Source organism: Streptomyces sp. TAA204 (assembly GCF_000424965.1).
Window position 1 is genome coordinate 413,679 of sequence record NZ_AUKW01000004.1, and the last position, 19,277, is coordinate 432,955.

At 71.7% G+C, this 19,277-nt stretch carries 17 protein-coding genes; 10 read left to right on the forward strand and 7 right to left on the reverse strand.

Translation table 11 applies throughout. From position 1 onward, the window contains the following. Nucleotides 1-24: 24 nt before the first annotated feature. Complete coding sequence (locus tag H343_RS0110185) at nt 25-1,299, reverse strand: acylneuraminate cytidylyltransferase (RefSeq protein WP_051264908.1); 1,275 nt, start codon at nt 1,297-1,299, stop codon at nt 25-27. 73 nt (nt 1,300-1,372) lie between these two features. Next, on the reverse strand, nt 1,373-2,713 hold the full coding sequence (locus H343_RS0110190) for a DUF6716 putative glycosyltransferase (RefSeq protein WP_028431042.1): 1,341 nt from the start codon (nt 2,711-2,713) through the stop codon (nt 1,373-1,375). Nucleotides 2,714-2,957: 244 nt separating this feature from the next. On the opposite strand from H343_RS0110190, the gene H343_RS0110195 reads away from it, so the two are divergent. Both H343_RS0110195 and H343_RS0110200 read left to right on the forward strand, forming a co-directional pair. Beyond that, nucleotides 2,958-3,944: a glycosyltransferase family 2 protein gene (locus tag H343_RS0110195; protein ID WP_028431043.1), complete on the forward strand. Its 987-nt coding sequence runs from the start codon at nt 2,958-2,960 to the stop codon at nt 3,942-3,944. A gap of 41 nt (nt 3,945-3,985) precedes the next feature. Further along, on the forward strand, nt 3,986-5,335 hold the full coding sequence (locus H343_RS0110200) for a polysialyltransferase family glycosyltransferase (protein WP_028431044.1): 1,350 nt from the start codon (nt 3,986-3,988) through the stop codon (nt 5,333-5,335). An 8-nt stretch (nt 5,336-5,343) separates the two neighbouring features. Here the strand turns inward: H343_RS0110200 and H343_RS0110205 are convergent, their stop codons facing one another. After that, a complete protein-coding gene (locus H343_RS0110205; protein ID WP_051264910.1) occupies nt 5,344-5,901 on the reverse strand; it encodes a gluconokinase in 558 nt (185 codons plus the stop codon). A gap of 176 nt (nt 5,902-6,077) precedes the next feature. Between H343_RS0110205 and H343_RS0110210 the strand changes: the two genes are divergently transcribed. Next, nucleotides 6,078-6,791: a FadR/GntR family transcriptional regulator gene (locus tag H343_RS0110210; RefSeq protein ID WP_028431046.1), complete on the forward strand. Its 714-nt coding sequence runs from the start codon at nt 6,078-6,080 to the stop codon at nt 6,789-6,791. 90 nt (nt 6,792-6,881) lie between these two features. Here H343_RS0110210 and H343_RS29985 read toward each other — a convergent pair whose 3' ends face one another. Beyond that, the gene (locus tag H343_RS29985; protein WP_078505391.1) at nt 6,882-8,336 is read right to left on the reverse strand and encodes an amidase; all 1,455 of its coding nucleotides are present in this window, start codon (nt 8,334-8,336) and stop codon (nt 6,882-6,884) included. A 116-nt stretch (nt 8,337-8,452) separates the two neighbouring features. Between H343_RS29985 and H343_RS29990 the strand changes: the two genes are divergently transcribed. Next, the gene (locus H343_RS29990) at nt 8,453-9,181 is read left to right on the forward strand and encodes an HAD-IA family hydrolase (RefSeq protein WP_051264912.1); all 729 of its coding nucleotides are present in this window, start codon (nt 8,453-8,455) and stop codon (nt 9,179-9,181) included. 220 nt (nt 9,182-9,401) lie between these two features. Continuing rightward, nucleotides 9,402-10,280: a L,D-transpeptidase family protein gene (locus H343_RS0110225; RefSeq protein ID WP_486586848.1), complete on the forward strand. Its 879-nt coding sequence runs from the start codon at nt 9,402-9,404 to the stop codon at nt 10,278-10,280. Nucleotides 10,281-10,634: 354 nt separating this feature from the next. Here the strand turns inward: H343_RS0110225 and H343_RS33560 are convergent, their stop codons facing one another. The 3 genes from H343_RS33560 to H343_RS0110240 form a co-directional block, all read right to left on the reverse strand. Beyond that, on the reverse strand, nt 10,635-12,008 hold the full coding sequence (locus tag H343_RS33560; protein WP_028431048.1) for a hypothetical protein: 1,374 nt from the start codon (nt 12,006-12,008) through the stop codon (nt 10,635-10,637). Beyond that, the gene (locus H343_RS0110235; RefSeq protein ID WP_028431049.1) at nt 12,008-12,658 is read right to left on the reverse strand and encodes an RNA polymerase sigma factor; all 651 of its coding nucleotides are present in this window, start codon (nt 12,656-12,658) and stop codon (nt 12,008-12,010) included. Before H343_RS0110235 ends, H343_RS33560 begins: the two co-directional genes overlap by 1 nt. A 295-nt stretch (nt 12,659-12,953) precedes the next feature. Continuing rightward, nucleotides 12,954-14,549: a family 20 glycosylhydrolase gene (locus tag H343_RS0110240; RefSeq protein ID WP_106958811.1), complete on the reverse strand. Its 1,596-nt coding sequence runs from the start codon at nt 14,547-14,549 to the stop codon at nt 12,954-12,956. A gap of 269 nt (nt 14,550-14,818) precedes the next feature. Here H343_RS0110240 and H343_RS0110245 point away from each other — a divergent pair, with 269 nt between their 5' ends. The 5 genes from H343_RS0110245 to H343_RS0110265 all read left to right on the forward strand — a co-directional run bounded on the left by H343_RS0110245 (nt 14,819) and on the right by H343_RS0110265 (nt 19,114). After that, entirely contained in the window at nt 14,819-15,445 is a 627-nt protein-coding gene (locus tag H343_RS0110245; RefSeq protein ID WP_486586849.1) for a 2-oxo-4-hydroxy-4-carboxy-5-ureidoimidazoline decarboxylase, read from the forward strand. A gap of 216 nt (nt 15,446-15,661) precedes the next feature. Further along, nucleotides 15,662-16,042 (forward strand): succinate dehydrogenase, cytochrome b556 subunit, encoded by a 381-nt coding sequence (gene sdhC / locus H343_RS0110250; RefSeq protein WP_037903145.1) that lies wholly within the window; start codon nt 15,662-15,664, stop codon nt 16,040-16,042. Between the two features lie 5 nt (nt 16,043-16,047). Continuing rightward, entirely contained in the window at nt 16,048-16,536 is a 489-nt protein-coding gene (locus H343_RS0110255) for a succinate dehydrogenase hydrophobic membrane anchor subunit (protein WP_028431053.1), read from the forward strand. Between the two features lie 26 nt (nt 16,537-16,562). Then, entirely contained in the window at nt 16,563-18,317 is a 1,755-nt protein-coding gene (gene sdhA, locus H343_RS0110260) for a succinate dehydrogenase flavoprotein subunit (protein WP_028431054.1), read from the forward strand. After that, nucleotides 18,317-19,114 carry a succinate dehydrogenase iron-sulfur subunit gene (locus H343_RS0110265; RefSeq protein WP_028431055.1) on the forward strand — a complete coding sequence of 266 codons (798 nt, stop codon included), beginning with the start codon at nt 18,317-18,319 and terminating at the stop codon, nt 19,112-19,114. Before sdhA ends, H343_RS0110265 begins: the two co-directional genes overlap by 1 nt. The last annotated feature ends 163 nt before the right edge of the window (nt 19,115-19,277 follow it).

Sequence of the window (19,277 nt, forward strand, 5' to 3'; positions counted from 1 at the left end):
GGGGCCGGCGGCGGACGCGGCGTGTCACAGGGACGGTCCGAGAAGCCAGGAGGCGATCTCGCGGACGGCTCCCGCGCCGCCTCCCGTGGAGGTGACCGCGCGCGCGGCCCCGCGTACGGCGTCGTGGGCGCCCGCGACCGCGACGGGCCAGCCGACGAGGTTGAAGCAGGACAGGTCGTTGACGTCGTTGCCGACGTAGAGCACGCGCTCGGGGACCACGCCCCGCTCCTCGCACCACTGCTTGAGCGCGAGGTCCTTGCGGTCGATGCCGTGCAGCACGGGGACCTTGAGCTTGTCGGCCCGCGCGGCCACGACCGGGTTCACCTCCGTGGAGAGGATCAGCAGCTCCAGCCCGTCGCGGCGGAGGGCGGCGATGCCGAGGCCGTCGCCGCGGTGCACCGCGACGATCTCCCGTCCGTCGGAGTCGATCAGCACCCTGTCGTCGGTCTGGGTGCCGTCGAAGTCGAGTACGACCGCGTCGACGTCCTCCCGCGAGGGCAGCGCACCGGGCCGCGCTTCGTCGAGCAGCGGCGCGAGCGCCCGGGCGCGGGCGAGGTCGTGCGGGTCGTCGATCTCCAGGACGCGGGCGGGGTCCGTACGCACCGGTTCGGTACGGCCGAAGAAGCGGTGACCGCTCCTGCGGAAGCCCGCGGCGTCCATCGCGTACGCGGCTCCGGTCTCCAGCAGGTCCTGCGGGCGGTCCTGGCGGCGCGGCCGGTGGGCCTTGTCGTGGTTGACCCCGGTGCCTCCCGTGTCTGCCGTGCCTGCCGTCCCGGTGGCGTCCGTCCCGCCCGCGTCCGTGCGGTCGGCGTCCGTGCCGTCGCGCCAGATGAAGCCGTGGAACGGGGCGACGGTCAGCGCGCTGTCCGCGCCGCCCACGGCCACCGCGCCGGCGACCGCGTCGATGTCGCCGTGGGTGATGAACGGGCTGGTGCACTGCACCAGCAGCACCACGTCGGCCGCCGCTCCCGTGCGCTCCTCGCAGATCTCCACCGCGTGCAGCACCGCCGCCTCGCTGGTGGCGGTGTCCCCGGCTATGTCCGCGGGACGCTCGACGACCTGGGCGCCCGCCGCGCGTGCGGCGGCGGCGATGCCGGAGTCGTCGGTGGAGACGACGACGTCCGTCACGAGTTCCGCGGCCCGGCACGCCCGTACGGCCCTGGTGACCAGCGGGAGACCGCCGACCGTGGCGAGGTTCTTCGCGGGTACGCCCTTCGACCCTCCGCGGGCCGGGATCACGGCGACCACCCGGCGCTTCCCCACGCCGCTTCCGGCCCCTGTCTCGAACAACTCGGTCATATCCGCTCCTCGGGAGTGGTCGGGCAAGGGCTGGAGGTCTCGGGAAGCGCCCGCCGCCGGGCGCCGCGGCACGTCACAGCTCCCCCATGCGGCGGATCACCGGCGCCACCCGCTGCACGCCGTGCCGGTAGGCGCCCCGCGCCGCGTCGCGCACGGCGCCGCGCACCACCGCGCGCAGCCCGGACGGCGCGTCCTGCCCGGCTGCCGCCGCGGCGCCGGGCAGCGGGGCGCCGTGGGCGTCGAGGCCGTAGCGGGCGAGGATGCCGGGCAGGTATCCGGGGGCGGTGGTGGGTGTGTAGTACGGCGTGAGCGCCGGGAGCCGTTCCCTGCCTGCCAGCTCCGCGACCCGCCCGCATGCCTCGTCGAAGGCGTGCTCGTACCGGCCGCCGGGCAGTACGCCCTGCCGCGCGGTCCACTCCCCGGCCGCCTCCGGCAGGTGGCCGGCGTCGAGTTCGTCCCAGGAGGCGAGGCAGCCGGAGCCGAGGAAGTGGTGGTTGCCCAGTGCCTCCCGCACGCCCAGGTCTGTCAGGACGGCCGTGGGGACAGCCCGGTGCAGGGACTCCAGGGCGGCGGTGGAGCTGACCGTCACCAGCAGGTCGGTGCGGTCCAGCACCTCGCCCATGTGCCCGTAGACGAGGCGGCAGTTGGGCGGCAGGCCGCCGGGCAGCCGCGCGGCGAGCTTCTGGTACGGCTGCTCCTCGATGTGCGTGGTGTGCTCACCCGGCCTGCTGCGCAGCTTGATGAGCACTTCCCGTCCGGGGTGGGCACGGGCGTGTGCGGCGGCCCGGCCCAGCAGGTACGCGCGGTCGGCGCGGCTCGCGGGCACGGACGGCTGTGCGGCGAAGACCACGGTGAAGGGCCGCCCCGGCTGCGGGCCCTGGTAGGGAGTGCCGCCCAGGAAGGGGAGCGCGCCTTCGGTGACGGAGGCGCCGTCGGCTCCGACCCCGGCGTAGACGGAGCGGAAACGCTCGGCGTCGTAGCGGGAGTTGGCGAGGACGACGTCGGCTCCGTGCCGCAGCAGCAGCCCGTCGGCGAGCTTCTCGTAGACGACGCCGACGTAGCCGGTGACGACCACGGGGCGGCGTACGAGCGCTCCGGCGGGGGCACCTGCGGAGGTGCCGGCGGAGGCCGCGTGGGCCATGCCGTGCAGCATCGCCTGCACCGCGCCGCCGACGCAGGCGAGGACCACCACGTCGTACGCGCCCCGGTCCGCGGCCTCCTGCGCGAAGTGCACGCCGCCGGTCTCGCGCAGCGAGTCCGCGGTGACGCCGACCTCGGCGAGCTGCCGTGCCGTCGGAGTGGCGCGGCCGCGCAGCAGGAAGCCGTCGATCCGGGCGCCGGGGGTGAGGCGGCGGGCTGTGAGCGCACCCCATTTCCAGCGCGTGTCGGAATCGGCCAGTACGGCCGTCCGCAATGCGGGGGCGGATTCCGGGGGCCGGCCGGGAAGTGCTGAGCGATTTCTTGATGCCACGTCCCAGACGCTAGAAAGCAATTCCGGAGTCCGGCCCAACGCAAATACAACAGCCGGTTAACAGCGCACCGCCGGACGGCCAACCCGACCGCGCGCCAAGGGCGTTCACGCTACCGCCATGCGCCGTTCACCGGCACGTACGCCGCAGGTCACAACGCGGGCCGGGGGCACCCTTAAGGTCGGCCGGGTGGTTAAGCTCTCCGTCATCGTGCCGTTCTACAACGTGCAGTCCTACGCTCCGGAAACGTTGCGCAGTCTATGTGCCAACGCGCGCGGGGACATCGAATTCATTCTGGTCGACGACTGTTCGTCCGACGGCACCCCAGAGATTCTCGCGGACGCCGAGCGCGATCTGCGCGGCGCCGTCCTCGTCCGGCACGAGGTCAACGGCGGCCTCGCCACCGCGCGCAACACCGGCCTGGACGCCGCCCGAGGCGAATACCTGACCTTCCTCGACGGTGACGACTGGCTGGCGCCCGGCTACTACCCGGACCTGCTCGCCGCCGCCGAGCACCTGGGCTGCGACTTCCTGCGGACCGATCACGTCCAGTGCACCGCCCGCGCCCGTACGGTCTCCCGCGTCCCGCACGGCCGCCGGGGCGTGGTGATGGACCCGCGCGAGGCGATCCTGCCCGCCGACCGCACCACCTCCGTCGACTACGCCTACGCCTGGGCGGGGATCTACCGCCGCAGGCTGCTGGAGGAGGGGCTGCTGCACTTCACGGACGGGCTGCGCACCGCTGAGGACAGGCCGTGGATCTGGCGGCTGCACCGCGAGGCGAAGTCCTTCGCGGCGGTCGGGCTGACGGGCGTCTTCTACCGGCGTGGCGTGGCTTCCTCACTGACCCAGATCGGCGACGTCCGCCAGCTCGACTTCATCCGCGCCTTCGACCAGGTCGTCGCGGAGACAGCCGGGGACAAGGACGCCGCGGCGCTGCTGCCGAAGGCGGTGCGCACCTACTGCGCGATCATCTCCCACCATCTGACCAGCGGAAGGTTCCAGCCGCACGTGGCACGCAGGCTCCGCGCGATGAGCTCCGCCGCGCTCAAGCGCCTCCCCCCGGACGTCCTGGCGGACGCGCTGGACTCCATGGACGTCGAACGTGCCTCCCGGCTGCGCCGGCTGCGCCGCCGCCCCGCGGTACTGAGCGCCGGGGCGGGTGAGGCCGCATGAGTGAGACAGCCGACCGTGGAGTTCACCGAGGACGGACCCCGATGCGTACGCAGATCTTCTTCGCCTCGACGCTGTACGGGGCCGCCACCCTCGCCGCCGCGCTGGACGCGGGGCACTTCACGCCCGCCGACCGCCGTCTGCTGCTGGTGAGCAACAACGCCGCGAACCCCGAGACGACGCCCTCCCTGGACACGATGCCGGGCTTCGAGCGGCTCCGGGGGCGCTTCGACCGCGTGCTGTCCTGGAACGAGGCCGTCCGGCCCTTCCACCCGGGCGGCTGGTCGCCCCGCACGGACGACGTGCCGATGTGGGAGCGGTACGCGCGCATGCTGTGGGGCCTGGGCGACGACGACGTCGAACTCGTCGTCGAGTCCATCCAGGTCGAACCGGCCCTCGCCGTGGCCCGCCTCTTCCCCGACGCACCCGTCGACGTCTACGCCGACGGCCTGATGAGCTACGGCCCCACGCGCAACAAGCTCGACCCCCTGGTCGGCTCGCGCGTACGGCGGCTGCTCCACCTCGACCTGCTGCCGGGCCTGGAGCCGCTGCTTCTCACGGAGTTCGGCGTCGGGAGCGAGGTCGTCCCCACCGGCACCTTCAAGTCCGTGCTGGCCGAGCTGGCGCGGGACGTGCCGCCCGGCGCCGCCTCGGTGCCGGCCGGTTCGGCCCTGCTGCTCGGCCAGTACCTGTCGGCGCTGGAGATCCTCACGGCGGAGGAGGAGGAACAGCTGCACGTGAGGATGCTGCGCGGCGCCGCCGGACTCGGCCACCGCAGCGTGGTGTTCAAGCCGCACCCCGTCGCGCCGGCCCGCTTCTCCCGTGCGCTGGAGAAGGAGGCCGGGGAGCTGGGCGTCGAACTGCACGTGCTGACCGCGCCGGTGCTGGCGGAGGTGCTGTACGAGCGGATACGCCCGTCTCTCGTCGTGGGCTGCTTCTCGACGGCCCTGCTGACGGCCGCCTCCTTCTACGGGCTGCGTGTCGCCCGCGCGGGCACGGACCTGCTGCTGGAGCGGCTGGCGCCGTACCAGAACAGCAACCGCGTGCCGGTCACCCTCGTCGACGCGCTGCTGCCGGACATCGGCGACGCGACGGCTGTCGGCACGTGGAGTGCCCCGGACGCGCACCGCGTCGAAGGCGAACTGACCGGTCTGGTACGGGCCGTGGGCTTCTGCATGCAGCCCGCGATCCATCCGGGGCTGCGCGGCGACGCCGAGCGGTATCTCGCACAGCACCTCGACGAGCGCACCCGCCGCTACTTCAAGCGCCGCCGGCTCACCTCACTCGCCCTGCCCGGTGCCGTGCCGCGGCAGCTCGCCTTCGTGCCGCGCAACCGTGCCGTGAGAAGGGTGGCGCGGCGCGTACGGGCGCTCAAGCGCGCGGCGACGAGCTGAAGCAGCCGCTACCGACGTGCGGGCACGGCTCCCCGCTCGCGCAGCACGGCGAGGGCCTGTTCGGTGACCGTTCCGGGGTCCTCCTCGACGGAGACAGCGGCTCCCCGCTCGTCCGGCTGCAGCTCCTCCAGCGTGGCGAACTGCGAGTCCAGCAGGGCGGGCGGCATGAAGTGGTCCCGGCGCTCTTCCATGCGCCGGGCGATGAGCGCCTTCTCGCCGGTGAGGTGGAGGAAGAAGACGCGCGGCGCCGCCGCGCGGAGCCGGTCGCGGTAGACGCGCTTGAGCGCGGAGCAGCTGACCACTCCGCCGAGCTGCTCTCGTTCGCGCGCCCAGGCTCCTATGGCGTCGAGCCAGGGCGCGCGGTCGGCGTCGTCCAGCGGGGTGCCGGCGGTCATCTTGGCGACGTTGGAGGGCGGGTGGAAGGTGTCGGCCTCGGCGTAGGGCACTCCCAGGGCCTCGGCCAGCAGACCGCCCACTGTGGTCTTGCCGGTACCGGCGACTCCCATCACGACCACGACGTCCGCGGCGGCACTCGAACCGGGGCGGTCACTGCCCGTGGGGCTCATCTCTCATACCTCGCTGTCCGCGCCTCCGGGCGCGCTCTTCTGCCTGGTCGCCGCACACTCAACCCCATTACGTCACATGTATTCAATAGGGCGTGATCTATTGGTCATACTTAAAGTGCCCGCTGAGGACCACGTAGTCTGATTCCCCCCGGGGGCGGAGAGAACTCAGGAGATCCATGACCAGCCAGGCGGACGGCCGAGGGCGCGGCCTGCACGCACGTCTGCTCGCCCAGCTCGGGCCCGCGATCACCGCGGGCGAATACCCTCCGGGCACGGTTCTGCTCACCGACGAGCTGGCCGAACGGTACGAGGTCTCGCGGACCGTCGTGCGCGAAGCGGTTCGGGTGCTGGAGTCGATGCACCTGGTGGAGTCGCGGCGCCGGGTGGGGGTGACCGTTCTGCCCACCCAGCGGTGGAACGTCTACGACCCGCAGGTGATCACCTGGCGGCTCGCCGGGGCGGACCGGCCACGGCAGCTGCGTTCGCTGACGGTGCTCCGCTCGGCGGTCGAACCGGTCGCCGCCCGCCTCGCGGCGGAACTGGCCACCCCCGAGGAGTGCGCCGAGCTGACCGAGCACGCCCTGGGCATGGTGCGCACCTCCCGCGGGGAGCAGCTCCCGAACTACCTCGTGCACGACGTCGCCTTCCACCGGGTGATACTCCGGGCCTCGCGCAACGAGATGTTCGCACGGCTCGGCGACGTCGTCGCCGCAGTCCTGACCGGACGCACCGAGCACGAGGTGATGTTCAGCGACCCCCGCCAGGAGGCGGTCACGATGCACGTCCAGGTCGCCGAGGCCGTACGGGAGGGGGACGGCCCGGCCGCGGAGCGTGTGATGCGGACCATCACCGACGACGCGATGGCCGAACTGGACGTGCTCGCACCGTGAGCCGCGGGCTGCTCAGGCCCCGGTGACCCGTCGGACTGCTTGAGCGCGAGCCCGGCACGTCGCGAACGGGCAACCCCGCCGGGAGCGGACCTAGGAAGCCGCGCGGGCAGGCCCCTGCTGCCCGGCCTCCGGCGGCCATCTCTCGAACCAGCGCTGGTCGGCCTCCAGTTGAGCCGCCAGCGAGACCAGTACGGGTTCGCCGCCGGCGGGGCCGAGCAGCTGTGCTCCCAGCGGCAGGCCCGTACCGGTGAATCCGGCGGGCACATTGACGGCGGGCCAGCCCAGCACGTTCCACGGCCAGGCGTAAGGGCAGTGGCCGATCATCGTGCGGTCCGTCTGCAGGCCGGACAGTCCGGCGAGGTCCCCGATGCGCGGGGGCGGCGTCGCGGTCGTCGGCGCGAGCACGACGTCGAAGCGGCGGAAGATCCGTCCGACGCGGCGCTGCAGCGGCGCCTCCGCGGCACGGGCCGCGCGCAGCACGGCCCCCTCCAGCAGCCGGCCCGTACGTGCGGCGCCGCGCGTACGGGGGTCGAGCAGGCCGGGGTCCGGAGCGCGCAGGCTCCACTCCCTGACCCCCGCAGTGGCCCGCGGCACGAACGTCAGTCCGATCGGGCCGTACTGGGGGTCGGCCTCCTCCACGTCGTGGCCCAGCGCCGCCAGGCGCTCCGCGATCCCGGCGACCGCTGCCCGTACCACCGGATCGAGTGACTTCCGCGTCGCGGTGAAGGGGGGACGTGTGGAGAGCGCGATACGCAGCCTGCCCGGATCTCGGCCGGCCGCGGAGCGGACCTCGACCGGCGCCGGACGGTGCAGATCTCCGTCCGCGTTGCCCGAGGCCACATCCAGCAGCAGCGCCGCGTCCCGCACCGTACGGGCGAGCGGCCCGAAGACCGTGATCCCCTTGAACGCCTCCGGGTCGGGCAGCGTCGAGATCCGGCCGCGCTGCGGCTTGATGCCCACCAGATGGCTCCACGCGGCCGGGATGCGGATGGAACCCGCGCCGTCCGAGCCCAGCGCGGCCGGCACCAGCCCGGCGGCCACCGCCGCCGCCGAACCCCCGGACGAGCCGCCCGGAGTGTGCTCCAGGCTCCACGGATTTCGGGTCTCACCGAAGGCCGGCCCCTCGGTGAAGGGCCACTGGCCCAGTTCGGGGGCGTTGGTCTTGCCGACGACGACGGCTCCCGCCGCGCGCAGCCTGCGTACGCACTCACTGTCCGCATTCTTCGGAGGGAACTCGCCGCGGCAGCCGAACGCCGTCGGCTGTCCGGCCACGTCCATGTCGTCCTTGACCGCCAGCGGCACGCCCAGCAGCGGGAGACGCTCACCGCGCGCCAACCGCCGGTCGGCGGCGTCCGCTTCGGCCAGAGCCTCCTCCTCGCGTACGCGGCGGAACGCGTTCAGCGTCGGGCGGCTCGCTTCGATACGGGCGAGGGCGCTCGCGGTCAGCTCACGCGCCGTCACCTCGCCCGCGGCCAGCGCGGCCGCCTGGGCGGCGAGTCCGCGCGGCTCACGGGGCTCCGTCCTCGGAAGGGCTTCCGCGCTCACGGGCACTCCCAGTCCCGGGGCCCACGCCCCGTACTCGCCGGTAATACGCCCCTCATCCTGCGCCCTTCCGTCCGTCCCGGCAATGTCGCACGGCGCGGATGCGCTATGAATCCCCCATGACCACTTCCGTCGTGTGCGGCCCCGAGGGGCCCGTCCGCGCCCTTCCCGGCCGGGTTCCGCCACCATTTGCAGCGGTGCTCTTCGACTTCTCCGGCACCCTCTTCCAGATCGACGCCTACGCGGACCGCATACGCGCGGTGCTGCCGCACAGCGTGAGCGAGGCCGGGATGGACCGGCTCCTGACCGGCCTGGAGGCGGGGCTCGAGGACCCCGCCGTCATCAGCGCCCAGCGCGGGCGTGACGTCTCCTCACAGGCGCACCGCCGCGCGTTCACCACCTGGTACGCCTCCGTGCCCGACCTGGCTCCCCACGCGGACGCGCTGTACGCGCAGTTGCAGTCTCCCGAGCACTGGCGTCCGTACGCCGACACCGCAGACACGCTGGAGCGGCTCGCCGGACGCGGGATCGCGCTGGGCGTGGTCAGTGACGTCGGCTGGGATCTGCGTGCCACCTTCGCCCACCACTCCCTCGCGCACCACTTCTCGTCCTGGGTCCACTCCTACGAGCACGACACGGAGAAGCCGGACCCGCGTCTGTTCCTGCACGCCTGCGGGGAACTGTCCGTGACGCCGGGGGAAACGCTGATGGTGGGCGACCACCCGGCCAAGGACGGCGGGGCCGCGGCCGCCGGACTGCGCTCGTACGTACTGCCCGCGGGCGCCGCACCGGGTTCCCCGCGCGGCCTCGACGCGGTACTGCGTCTGCTCGGCCCGCAGACGCCGTGAACGGGCCGGCGGCCGGGGCGGAACGCGCGCACGCGGCGGCCGTTCCGCCCCGGCGGCGGTGGTTGTGGACCTCCGCGGACCGCTCACTTTCCGTGCGCGGGGCGGAACCTTTCGCGCACGGCACGTCGTGCGGGGCGGTTCGCGCGGGAGCCGCGAGGGAATGCAAGGGGCGGCCGGAGTCGAGGATTTCGTGATGACCGTGAAGTGTCAGGGGGTTCGTATGGCGGGGGCAGGAGCAAGGCGGGGCGGTGCGCTGGCGGTCACGGCGGTGCTGGTCGTGGGCGGCGGAGCGGCGGCGGGCTGCAAGGCGGACACCAGCAGCGGTGCGCCCATCCGTGTGACGAAGACGTCCGTTCCGCCCGCGACACCCTCCGAGCGCGAACAGTCCGCTGTGACCGACGAGAAGCCGGACGCACCGGAGAAGACCGCGCCGACCACGCCCCCGCCCGAGCGCACCGAACCGGCCGACCCCGTGTTGATGTCCGTCGGTTCGAACAGCACGAAGGTCCGTGAACTGCAGGCGCGGCTGCGGAAGCTGCAGCTCTTCGACCGCAACCCGACGGGCTACTTCGGCCCGGTCACCAAGGAGTCGGTGCGCGACTTCCAGCGGCAGCAGGGCATGGACCGCACCGGAGCGATGACCTCGCGTGCCTGGACCGCACTGAGCGCCCGTACGAGCATGCCGAGCCGCAACGAGCTGTACCCGCCGACCACCCGGCCTCTCGATGATCCCGACCCGCGCTGTCTGACGGGTCGCGCCCTGTGCGTCAGCAAGGAAAGCCGGACGCTCGCCTGGTACGTGGACGGGAAGATGCGCTCCGCCATGGACGTGCGCTTCGGTTCGGCCTACTCACCCACGCGCGAAGGAGAGTTCGGGGTCGACTTCAAGAGCCGCGACCACGTCTCGACGATCTACGACACCCCGATGCCGTACGCGCTCTTCTTCAGCGGCGGGCAGGCGATCCACTACTCCGCGGACTTCGCCGCCCAGGGCTACCAGGGCGCGTCGCACGGCTGCGTGAACGTACGGGACAAGAAGAAGATCGCCGCGCTCTTCGACAAGGTGAAGAAGGGCGACAAGGTGATCGTCTACAAGTGACGGCGGCCTGCGGCCCGGAAGTCGGCCGGGGAAGGTCGAACCGGAAGAGGTCGAGCCGGAGGAGGAAGCCGGGGGAGGAGGCCGGGGGAGGAGGCCGGGGGAGGAGGCCGGGGGAGGAGGCCGGGGGAGGAGGCCGGGGGAACCGGAGTGCCGGCCCGGCCGGATGCCGTGGTCCCCGATGGGGCGCGGGCGGGACCGGGGGAACGTGTCCCGCCCGCGCCATTCGCGCGAGCCCGAAGGTACGGGGGGAACCTCGGACTTGTCGCGCAGCCGATGACCAGTCGGCTCACTACTTACTGCGCCGTGCAGCTTGAAAATGTCACACCAGGATTCAACTAAATTGTGTGGTCTGCGTCACACGTTCGAGGGGGCCTGCGACGAGTCCGCGGCCGCACCCTCCGAGTCGTCTTCTTCCGGCGACTGAGAGCCGTCGTCGCCCGGCGCCGGGTTGAATCCGTCACCGTCGCCGCCGTCGGGGTCGCCGCCGGGCGTGCCTATCCCGCCCGGCCCGCTGCCGCCGCCGGAGGAGTCGCCGCCGCCCGCGTCGCCGCCGCCGTCACTCCCCGACCCCCCGGAGTTTCCCGGACCACCCGGGCCTCCTGGACCGCCCGGTCCACCGGGGCCGCCCGGCCCGCCCGAGCCGCCACCGGACTGGGCGTTGCTGCCGTCGTACTTGTCGCAGAACTTCTCGACGTCCGCCGAGCCTCCGGCCACCTGCTCGAGCTTCAGCCGGGCGCCGGCGGAGAGGTCCTCGTTCTCGTACGCCGCGCACAGGGCCCGCGCTATCGCCTGCTTGTCCGGTCCCGACAGACCGCCTTCCGGCGGCGCTCCCCTCCCGGGGCCCGGTTCCTTCGGATTCTTGCCTTCGCGTCCGCGCTCCGTACCCGCGAGGTCCTCACCGCTCGGCGAGTCGGACGGCCCTGACGAGCCGTCCCCCTCACGGGTGCCGCGTCTTGGCCCGTTGTCCTCGGCGCTGCCGCTGCCGCCCTGCGCCGCGTCGCGCTCGCCGTCGCTCGGACTGGCCAGCGGTGACACGCTCGCCGCGGGCGACTTGCTGTCACCGAACGGTGTCGGCAGCACGCCCGTGGTCGCCGCGACAGCGGCACCGCCCAGGGCACATCCGGCGACTGCCATGGCGAACCCGGCGCGCAAGGGGCGTCCCGCCAGGGACACCCGGCGTGCCGCGCCGGGCGGACGACGGTCGTGTGCACGGCCACCGCGGCTGTCACGGCTGTCACGGACCGCACGTCTGCCGATGACCGTTCCCGACTCCGTGGGGCCGGCGCTGATCTCGACCGTTCCGCTGTGCACGCCCGTTCTGGCGTGCGCCGCCCGGAACGCCTCCAGAGCGGCGGCCTCTCCGGGGAGCTCGGCGGACCGGTCGGACTGCCCGGTGCCCTGCGCGGCGTGCCGCTCGTCCGCCTGATGCACGGTCGCCGTCTGCTCGGCGGCGAACTCCTCGAGTGCGGCCGCGAGCCGTTCGGCGGGATCAGCGGCGTGCCCGGACCGCCGGGGGTGCTGATGCGGACCGCCGGCTTCACGGCGGGCCCAGGACGGAGTGGTGGCTCCCGGCCGTCCCGTGGAACCACCGGAGACCGCGCCGGCGTTGCGGTGACTCTCCGGCTGACGTCCGGCGCGAACAGCGCTACGCGCATCGACCGACTGGCCGCGGAGCAGTCGCTCCGCCGCCTCTTCGTCCAGCCACCTGTACCGGTCGTCGTCCGCCATCACGTTTCCCTCAGCGTTCGCGGGGCCTGATGCGTCACACCGCGGCCTGTGTCCCACTGAGACGCTTCGGGGCCCTCCCCCGGTTCTGCCGGCCCCTCCGCGGTGTCCTCCAGCAGCTCCGCGAGCTTGCGCAGCCCGCGGTGTGCGGCCGTACGCACGGCACCGGGCCGCTTGCCCAGCACCTGGGCGGCGCCCTTGGCGTCCAGCCCCACGACCACCCGCAGCACCACGGCCTCGGCCTGGTCCTGCGGCAGCTGCGAGATGATCGCCATGGTGCGCCCCGTGCCGAGGGACTCCATGGCCTGGGCGGCGGTGTCGGCACCGGCGGGGAGTACGGCCAGGTCGCTCTCGTCGCCGCCGATGACGGGGCGGCGGCCCTTCGTGCGCAGATGGTCGAGTGCGCGGTTACGGGCGATCCGCGCGGCCCAGCCCCGGAAGCGGTCGGCGTCCCCGCTGAACCTTCCGAGGTCGCGTGCTATCTGGAGCCATGCCTCCGAGGTGACGTCCTCGGCGTCGGGTTCGTTGACGAGCGTGCGGACATAGCCGAGCAGCCGCGGGTGCACAGCCCTGTACACAGTGCGGAAGGCGACTTCGTCCCCGCCCTGTGCCGCGCGCACCGCGGCTGTCAACTCCGCGTCGTCCCCCTGCACGCCCGTTTCTCGCCCCACTCCGCGATGTCCCAACGGATCTGGTCGCGCCCCTGGTCCGGCGCCTGACTGTCGTGTCGCTGATGCCTGCGTAATCCGTATGCACCAACCAGCATCGATGCGAGAGCACGCTAAGGCCAAGTGTGCGTCGACGTCCACGTAAGTTGACCACGTAACAGAATCGGGCCGGGGAACGCTGTAAGGGGTACGGGCCTGCCCCTGGCGTGGTGCGCCCGTTCTCGAGGGCGACCGGGGTCTCTCCTGTGGGGGGTGGCGATCCCGGTCGCCTTCGCATTTCTCAGGCCGTGCGCGCGCCGAGCTTCTGGAAGTCCTCCCAGCTCAGAGCCGGTTCGGAGGGGTTCCACAGCTTCTGCGCGGTGGCACGCAACGGCATCCGGATTCCCGCCGCCACCTGTGCGGGGGTCTGCGCGTCCGCAAGGTCGCACCACACCGCGAACCTGCCGCCGGGTACGTGCTCCGGTCCGGAGAGGGATTTCGGGACGGGCTTCGTTCCGCGCAGCACCGCCGGCGTCCACTGCTCGTAGATGCGCCGCCCCGTGGGGTAGGTGAAGTCGTTGGGCTGCCCGAGGACGTAGTAGAGGTACTCGTCGTTGAAGTTGATCAGCTTCCAGCCCTCCTTCAGGTACTCCACGGGGTCGCGCTCCCCGATCTCCTTGCCCGTCCAGTACGTGATCTGCCTGTTCTTCTTCTGCGGTACGGCGCCTCCGGGGTGGACGCCGTCGTTCCACACCTGCGGTGTCCTGCCCTCCTCGCGCACGGTCTCGGCCCGGTCGTTGAGCCAGGCGGCTGCCAGGTCGCGCACGCCGGCGTCCCTGCCGTACTTCTCTCGTGCCTCGGAGGCCAGCTTTGGATAGGAGGCCTCCGGGTCCCGTTTCGTGAGGGCCAGGTACTCGTCTCCGCCCAGGTGCCAGTACTTGCCGGGGAAGAGGTCGGCGTACTCGCGCAGCAGATCGTCGATGATCTTCGCGGCCTTCGGGTCGGCGATGTCCACCGCGCCGCGCGTCGGACTGCCCGACTCGTCCTTGAGCTGCAGCTCCGGGTGCGCGTCGATGACCGCGCCGAGGTGCCCCGGAGAGTCGATCTCGGGAATGACGGTGATGTGCCGGGACTCGGCGAGCTTCACGATCCGCCGCATCTGCTCCTTGGTCAGCCGGGGACGGGAGACCACCTCCGGGTGGGAAGTGCTCTCGAGCCTGAACGCCTGGTCGTCGGAGATGTGGAGCTGGAGCTGGTTGAGCTTGAGGTCGCCCATCTCCCGGATGCGGTCCTCGATCCAGTCGGCGCTGAAGTGCTTGCGCGCGATGTCGAGCATGAAACCGCGCTGGGGGCGGTCGGGCTCGTCCCTGACGACACCGTCCGCGACTCCGCCGCGTGCGCGGACCGACTGGAGCAGGGTGCGGGTGCCGTAGAAGACGCCGGCGTCGGCGGAAGCGGTGATCCTCACCTTGCCCTTCCGGCTCCGCAGCTCGTATCCCTCCCGTCCCGTACCGGCGTCCTCGTCCTTCACGAGTTCGACGTCCGCCGTACGGGCCGGGCCCTTGCTGAAGGGGACCTTCAACTCACGTGCGAGCAGCTTCGCCTCGCCGGCGAGCGGACCCTCGGGGTCGGCGACGACCCGGGTGTGCTTCGAGGGCTCCCAGCCCGGTCCGCGCACCGGCTGCCAGTCGCGCACGGAGGGGATCGCCGCGGGAGCGGGGCCGGTTCGGGCCGGAGCCGTGGGAGTCGGGACGGCGGACGAGCCGTTCGCCGGACCCCCACCCCCTCCGCCGCCGGTGTCCTCGTCCGAGCAGGCGCTGAGAGTGAGAACCGTCACCGTTCCCGCCACGAGCGCGGCTGTCGAAGCCTTCAGCTTCTTTGGCCACATAGATCCCATAAAGATAGGTTATTGCCCCTTTTCATCTCGCACTCGTCAGGTCCACGAACAGGGTCTTCTCCCTTCCGAGTGAATTTCACATGCTCGTCGTATCGTTCGCGCCCCGCCTCGTTACGGTGGCCGCGGCGCCGCCAGCACCGCCCCGAACCGGCTTCACACAGCGGGGCCGAGCGGCCCGCCGGACGGTCCCGGCCCTCCCGGCACGGTGACGTCCGGCTGTCCTGTCCGTCGTACGCCACTTTCCCGTACGTCCGCCGTTCGAGGAGTTCATGCCGCCGCCCAGTCCGCAGAGCGAGGAGACGGCCCCGGCCGGGTCTGCCGGCGGCCTGGCCGGAGCCGGGCCCGTGGTGACGGGGCAGCGGCCCGCCCCGCCGGCCGCACCGCTGCCGAAACCGCTGCCGATGCCCCTCTCCCGCTTCAACGCCGCGCCCACGGCCCAGACCTCGGCACTGCTGCTGCGCTGCGCCGGCAGCCGCCGCTGGGCGATACGCGTCGCGGCCTGCCGCCCCTACCCCGACATGGAGGCGCTGCTGGCGGCCGTGGACGAGGCGAGTTACGACATGACGGCGCGGGACCTGTCGGAGGCGCTGTCCGCGGAGTCGGCCCAACTGCCCTCCCCCGGTCCGCACGCCGCGGTCCCGTCCGCCGAGCGGCGGGGGATGCTCGCCGCGCACACGGCTCTGCGGGCCGCGCACTCCGCCTACGAGAAGCGCTTCGGGCACACCTTCGTCGTCTGCCTCGACACGTACCGTCCCGAGGAGCGGCTCGACCAGGCGCTCGCCGCGGTGCGCTCCCGCCTCGGCCACGACACCGACGAGGAGCGCGAGGTCTCCGCAGAGGAGCTGCGCCTCCTCGCGCGCGGCAGGCTGTCCGGGCTGGTCACGGCGCCCCGCTGAGGCCGTCCCACGGCGTGGCACCCTCACTCCACAGCCGGCCCGTACGTGCCTGATTGATCACACCCGCCCCACCCGGGACGGTTGTGCCGACAAAGCGTCGCTACGATGGCCCAGGCCGGTGATCCGTACCCGGCCGAGCCCGGCCGGCACCGCTGCACTTACCCGAGTCGAAGATGGCGGCAGGCTCTGAAAATCTGCTCCCGGAAGGTTTTTTCCGTGCCGGCTGGAACGCTGTATCGCGGCCGGGAAGGCATGTGGTCCTGGGTGGCTCACCGAGTCACCGGCGTCCTCATCTTCTTCTTCCTGTTCGTGCACGTGCTCGACACCGCACTCGTCCGCGTCTCACCCGAGATGTACGACGAGACAGTGGCGATCTACAAGACACCGCTCGTCAACCTCATGGAGTACGGCCTCGTGGCTGCCGTCCTCTTCCACGCGCTGAACGGCCTGCGCGTCGTCGCCGTGGACTTCTGGTCGAAGGGCGCGAAGTACCAGAAGCAGATGCTGTGGACCGTGATGGGCATCTGGGGCGTCCTGATGGCCGGTGCCTTCTACCCCGTGATGCAGCACACCCTGCGTTCGCTGTTCGGGAGCTGAGAGAGATGTCGACCGAGACCGCCGAGACCGCAGCCGCGAAGAACTCCGCCGGCGGGGACGCCCCCGCCTACAGCGTGGACAACCCGGCACCCCTGATCGAGCCCCCGCGCGCCCGTACCGCCAGGACCCCGAAATCGACGCGCACCAACTTCGAGCTGTACGGCTGGCTGTTCATGCGGCTGTCGGGCATCGTGCTCGTCGTCCTGGTCATCGGCCACCTGCTGATCCAGCTCGTGCTGGACGGCGGCGTGAGCAAGATCGGCTTCGCGTTCGTCGCCGGCCGCTGGGCCTCGCCGTTCTGGCAGGTGTGGGACCTGATGATGCTGTGGCTCGCGATGCTGCACGGCGCGAACGGCCTGCGCACCGTCATCAACGACTACGCGGAGCGGGACGGCACCCGCATGTGGCTGAAGATGCTGCTCTACACGGCCACGGTGTTCACCGTCCTGCTGGGCACGCTGGTGATCTTCACCTTCGACCCGAACATCCGCTGACGTACGTACGGGCCCGAGGTGACCCCATGAAGATCCACAAGTACGAGACCGTGATCGTCGGAGCCGGCGGCGCCGGCATGCGCGCGGCCATCGAGTCCACCAGGAGCAGCCGCACCGCGGTACTGACGAAGCTCTACCCCACCCGCTCCCACACCGGCGCCGCCCAGGGCGGCATGGCCGCGGCCCTCGCGAACGTCGAGGAGGACAACTGGGAGTGGCACACCTTCGACACGATCAAGGGCGGCGACTACCTGGTCGACCAGGACGCCGCGGAGATCCTGGCGAAGGAGGCCATCGACTCCGTCCTGGACCTGGAGAAGATGGGCCTGCCGTTCAACCGGACCCCGGACGGCACCATCGACCAGCGCCGCTTCGGCGGCCACAGCCGCAACCACGGCGAGGCGCCGGTGCGCCGCTCCTGCTACGCGGCGGACCGCACGGGCCACATGATCCTTCAGACGCTGTACCAGAACTGCGTGAAGGAGGGCGTGGAGTTCTTCAACGAGTTCTACGTCCTGGACCTGCTGCTGAACGAGACCGACGGCATCCGCAAGACCGCGGGCGTCGTCGCCTACGAACTGGCCACCGGCGAGATCCACGTCTTCCAGGCGAAGGCCGTCGTCTTCGCCTCGGGCGGCAACGGCAAGTTCTTCAAGGTCTCCTCCAACGCGCACACGCTCACCGGCGACGGCCAGGCCGCCGCCTTCCGGCGCGGACTGCCGCTGGAGGACATGGAGTTCTTCCAGTTCCACCCGACCGGCATCTGGAAGATGGGCATCCTGCTCACGGAGGGCGCCCGCGGTGAGGGCGGCATCCTGCGCAACTGCGACGGCGAGCGCTTCATGGAGAAGTACGCGCCGGTGATGAAGGACCTCGCCTCGCGTGACGTCGTCTCGCGCGCCATCTACACCGAGATCCGCGAGGGGCGCGGCTGCGGCCCCGACGGCGACCACGTCTTCCTCGACCTGACGCACCTGCCGCCGGAGCAGCTCGACGCGAAGCTGCCGGACATCACCGAGTTCGCCCGTACGTACCTGGGCATCGAGCCCTACACGGACCCGGTGCCCATCCAGCCGACGGCGCACTACGCGATGGGCGGCATGCCGACGAACGTCCAGGGCCAGGTGCTCGCGAACAACAACACCCCCGTCCCGGGCCTGTACGCGGCCGGCGAGGTCGCCTGCGTCTCCGTGCACGGCGCGAACCGGCTGGGCACCAACTCGCTGCTGGACATCAACGTCTTCGGACGGCGCGCCGGCATCGCCGCCGCCGCGTACGCGTCCACCGCGGACTTCGTCGAACTGCCTGAGGACCCGGGCGCGTTCGTGCAGGGCGAGGTGGAGAACCTGCGGGACGCGACCGGCAACGAGCGGGTCGTGGACATCCGCAGGGCGCTCCAGGAGTGCATGGACAAGAACGTCATGGTCTTCCGTACGGAGCAGACGCTGAAGGAGGCCGTCGAGGAGATCGGCGAACTGCGCAAGCGCTACCGGGAGATCAGCGTCCAGGACAAGGGCCGGCGGTTCAACACCGATCTGCTGGAGGCCCTCGAACTGGGCAACCTGCTGGACCTGGCCGAGGTCACGGCGGTCTCCGCGCTGGCCCGCAAGGAGTCCCGCGGCGGCCACTACCGCGAGGACTACCCGAACCGCGACGACGTCAACTTCATGCGGCACACGATGGCTTACCGCGAAGTGGGCGACGACGGCACCGAGTCGATCCGGCTGGACTACAAGCCGGTCGTGCAGACCCGCTACCAGCCTATGGAGCGTAAGTACTGATGAGCACCGCTGTCACGGAGAAGACCGGCACGCCGGCCGGGGGCCCCTCGGCGGGGTCCGCCGTCCCGCGCGTGATCACCGCGACCTTCCGCATCCGCCGGTTCAACCCGGAGGTGTCGGCCGATGCGGTGTGGGAGGACTTCACCCTCGAGATCGACCCCAAGGACCGCGTCCTGGACGCGCTCCACAAGATCAAGTGGGAGACGGACGGGACGCTGACCTTCCGCCGCTCCTGCGCGCACGGCATCTGCGGCTCGGACGCGATGCGCATCAACGGCCGCAACCGGCTGGCGTGCAAGACCCTGATCAAGGACATAACCGCGATCAAGGACGGAAAGGGCACCAAGCCGATCACCGTCGAGGCGATAAAGGGCCTCACGGTCCACAAGGACCTCGTGGTCGACATGGAGCCGTTCTTCCAGGCGTACCGGGACGTCATGCCGTTCCTGGTCACGACCGGGAACGAGCCGACGCGCGAGCGTCTGCAGTCGGACGCCGACCGTCAGCGCTTCGACGACACCACCAAGTGCATCCTGTGCGCCGCGTGCACCAGTTCGTGCCCGGTGTTCTGGAACGACGGGCAGTACTTCGGCCCGGCGGCGATCGTCAACGCGCACCGTTTCATCTTCGACAGCCGCGACGAGGCCGGAGAACAGCGTCTGGAGATCCTCAACGACAAGGACGGGGTGTGGCGTTGCCGCACCACCTTCAACTGCACGGACGCGTGTCCGCGCGGCATCGAGGTGACGAAGGCCATCCAGGAGGTCAAGCGGGCGCTGATCACACGCCGCTTCTGACCCCTCGGTCGAGCGGGGGCGCACACGCCCCCGCTCGCACGCGCACGCAGGAGGCGCCCGGAGTCCGCTCCGGGCGCCTCCTGCGTGCGCGTGCCCCGACTCCCGTTCGACGCAGCCCGTTTCGGGGCACCATATCGACGCGCGACCGCACCACAAGCACGTC

Coding starts and splice junctions, on each gene's coding strand:
- H343_RS0110185 (WP_051264908.1), bottom strand. CDS start 1,299: ATGACCGAGTTGTTCGAGACAGGGGCCGGAAGCGGCGTGGGGAAGCGC.
- H343_RS0110200 (WP_028431044.1), top strand. CDS start 3,986: ATGCGTACGCAGATCTTCTTCGCCTCGACGCTGTACGGGGCCGCCACC.
- H343_RS0110205 (WP_051264910.1), bottom strand. CDS start 5,901: ATGAGCCCCACGGGCAGTGACCGCCCCGGTTCGAGTGCCGCCGCGGAC.
- H343_RS0110210 (WP_028431046.1), top strand. CDS start 6,078: ATGACCAGCCAGGCGGACGGCCGAGGGCGCGGCCTGCACGCACGTCTG.
- H343_RS29990 (WP_051264912.1), top strand. CDS start 8,453: ATGACCACTTCCGTCGTGTGCGGCCCCGAGGGGCCCGTCCGCGCCCTT.
- H343_RS0110225 (WP_486586848.1), top strand. CDS start 9,402: ATGGCGGGGGCAGGAGCAAGGCGGGGCGGTGCGCTGGCGGTCACGGCG.
- H343_RS33560 (WP_028431048.1), bottom strand. CDS start 12,008: ATGGCGGACGACGACCGGTACAGGTGGCTGGACGAAGAGGCGGCGGAG.
- H343_RS0110240 (WP_106958811.1), bottom strand. CDS start 14,549: ATGGGATCTATGTGGCCAAAGAAGCTGAAGGCTTCGACAGCCGCGCTC.
- H343_RS0110245 (WP_486586849.1), top strand. CDS start 14,819: ATGCCGCCGCCCAGTCCGCAGAGCGAGGAGACGGCCCCGGCCGGGTCT.
- H343_RS0110255 (WP_028431053.1), top strand. CDS start 16,048: ATGTCGACCGAGACCGCCGAGACCGCAGCCGCGAAGAACTCCGCCGGC.
- sdhA (WP_028431054.1), top strand. CDS start 16,563: ATGAAGATCCACAAGTACGAGACCGTGATCGTCGGAGCCGGCGGCGCC.
- H343_RS0110265 (WP_028431055.1), top strand. CDS start 18,317: ATGAGCACCGCTGTCACGGAGAAGACCGGCACGCCGGCCGGGGGCCCC.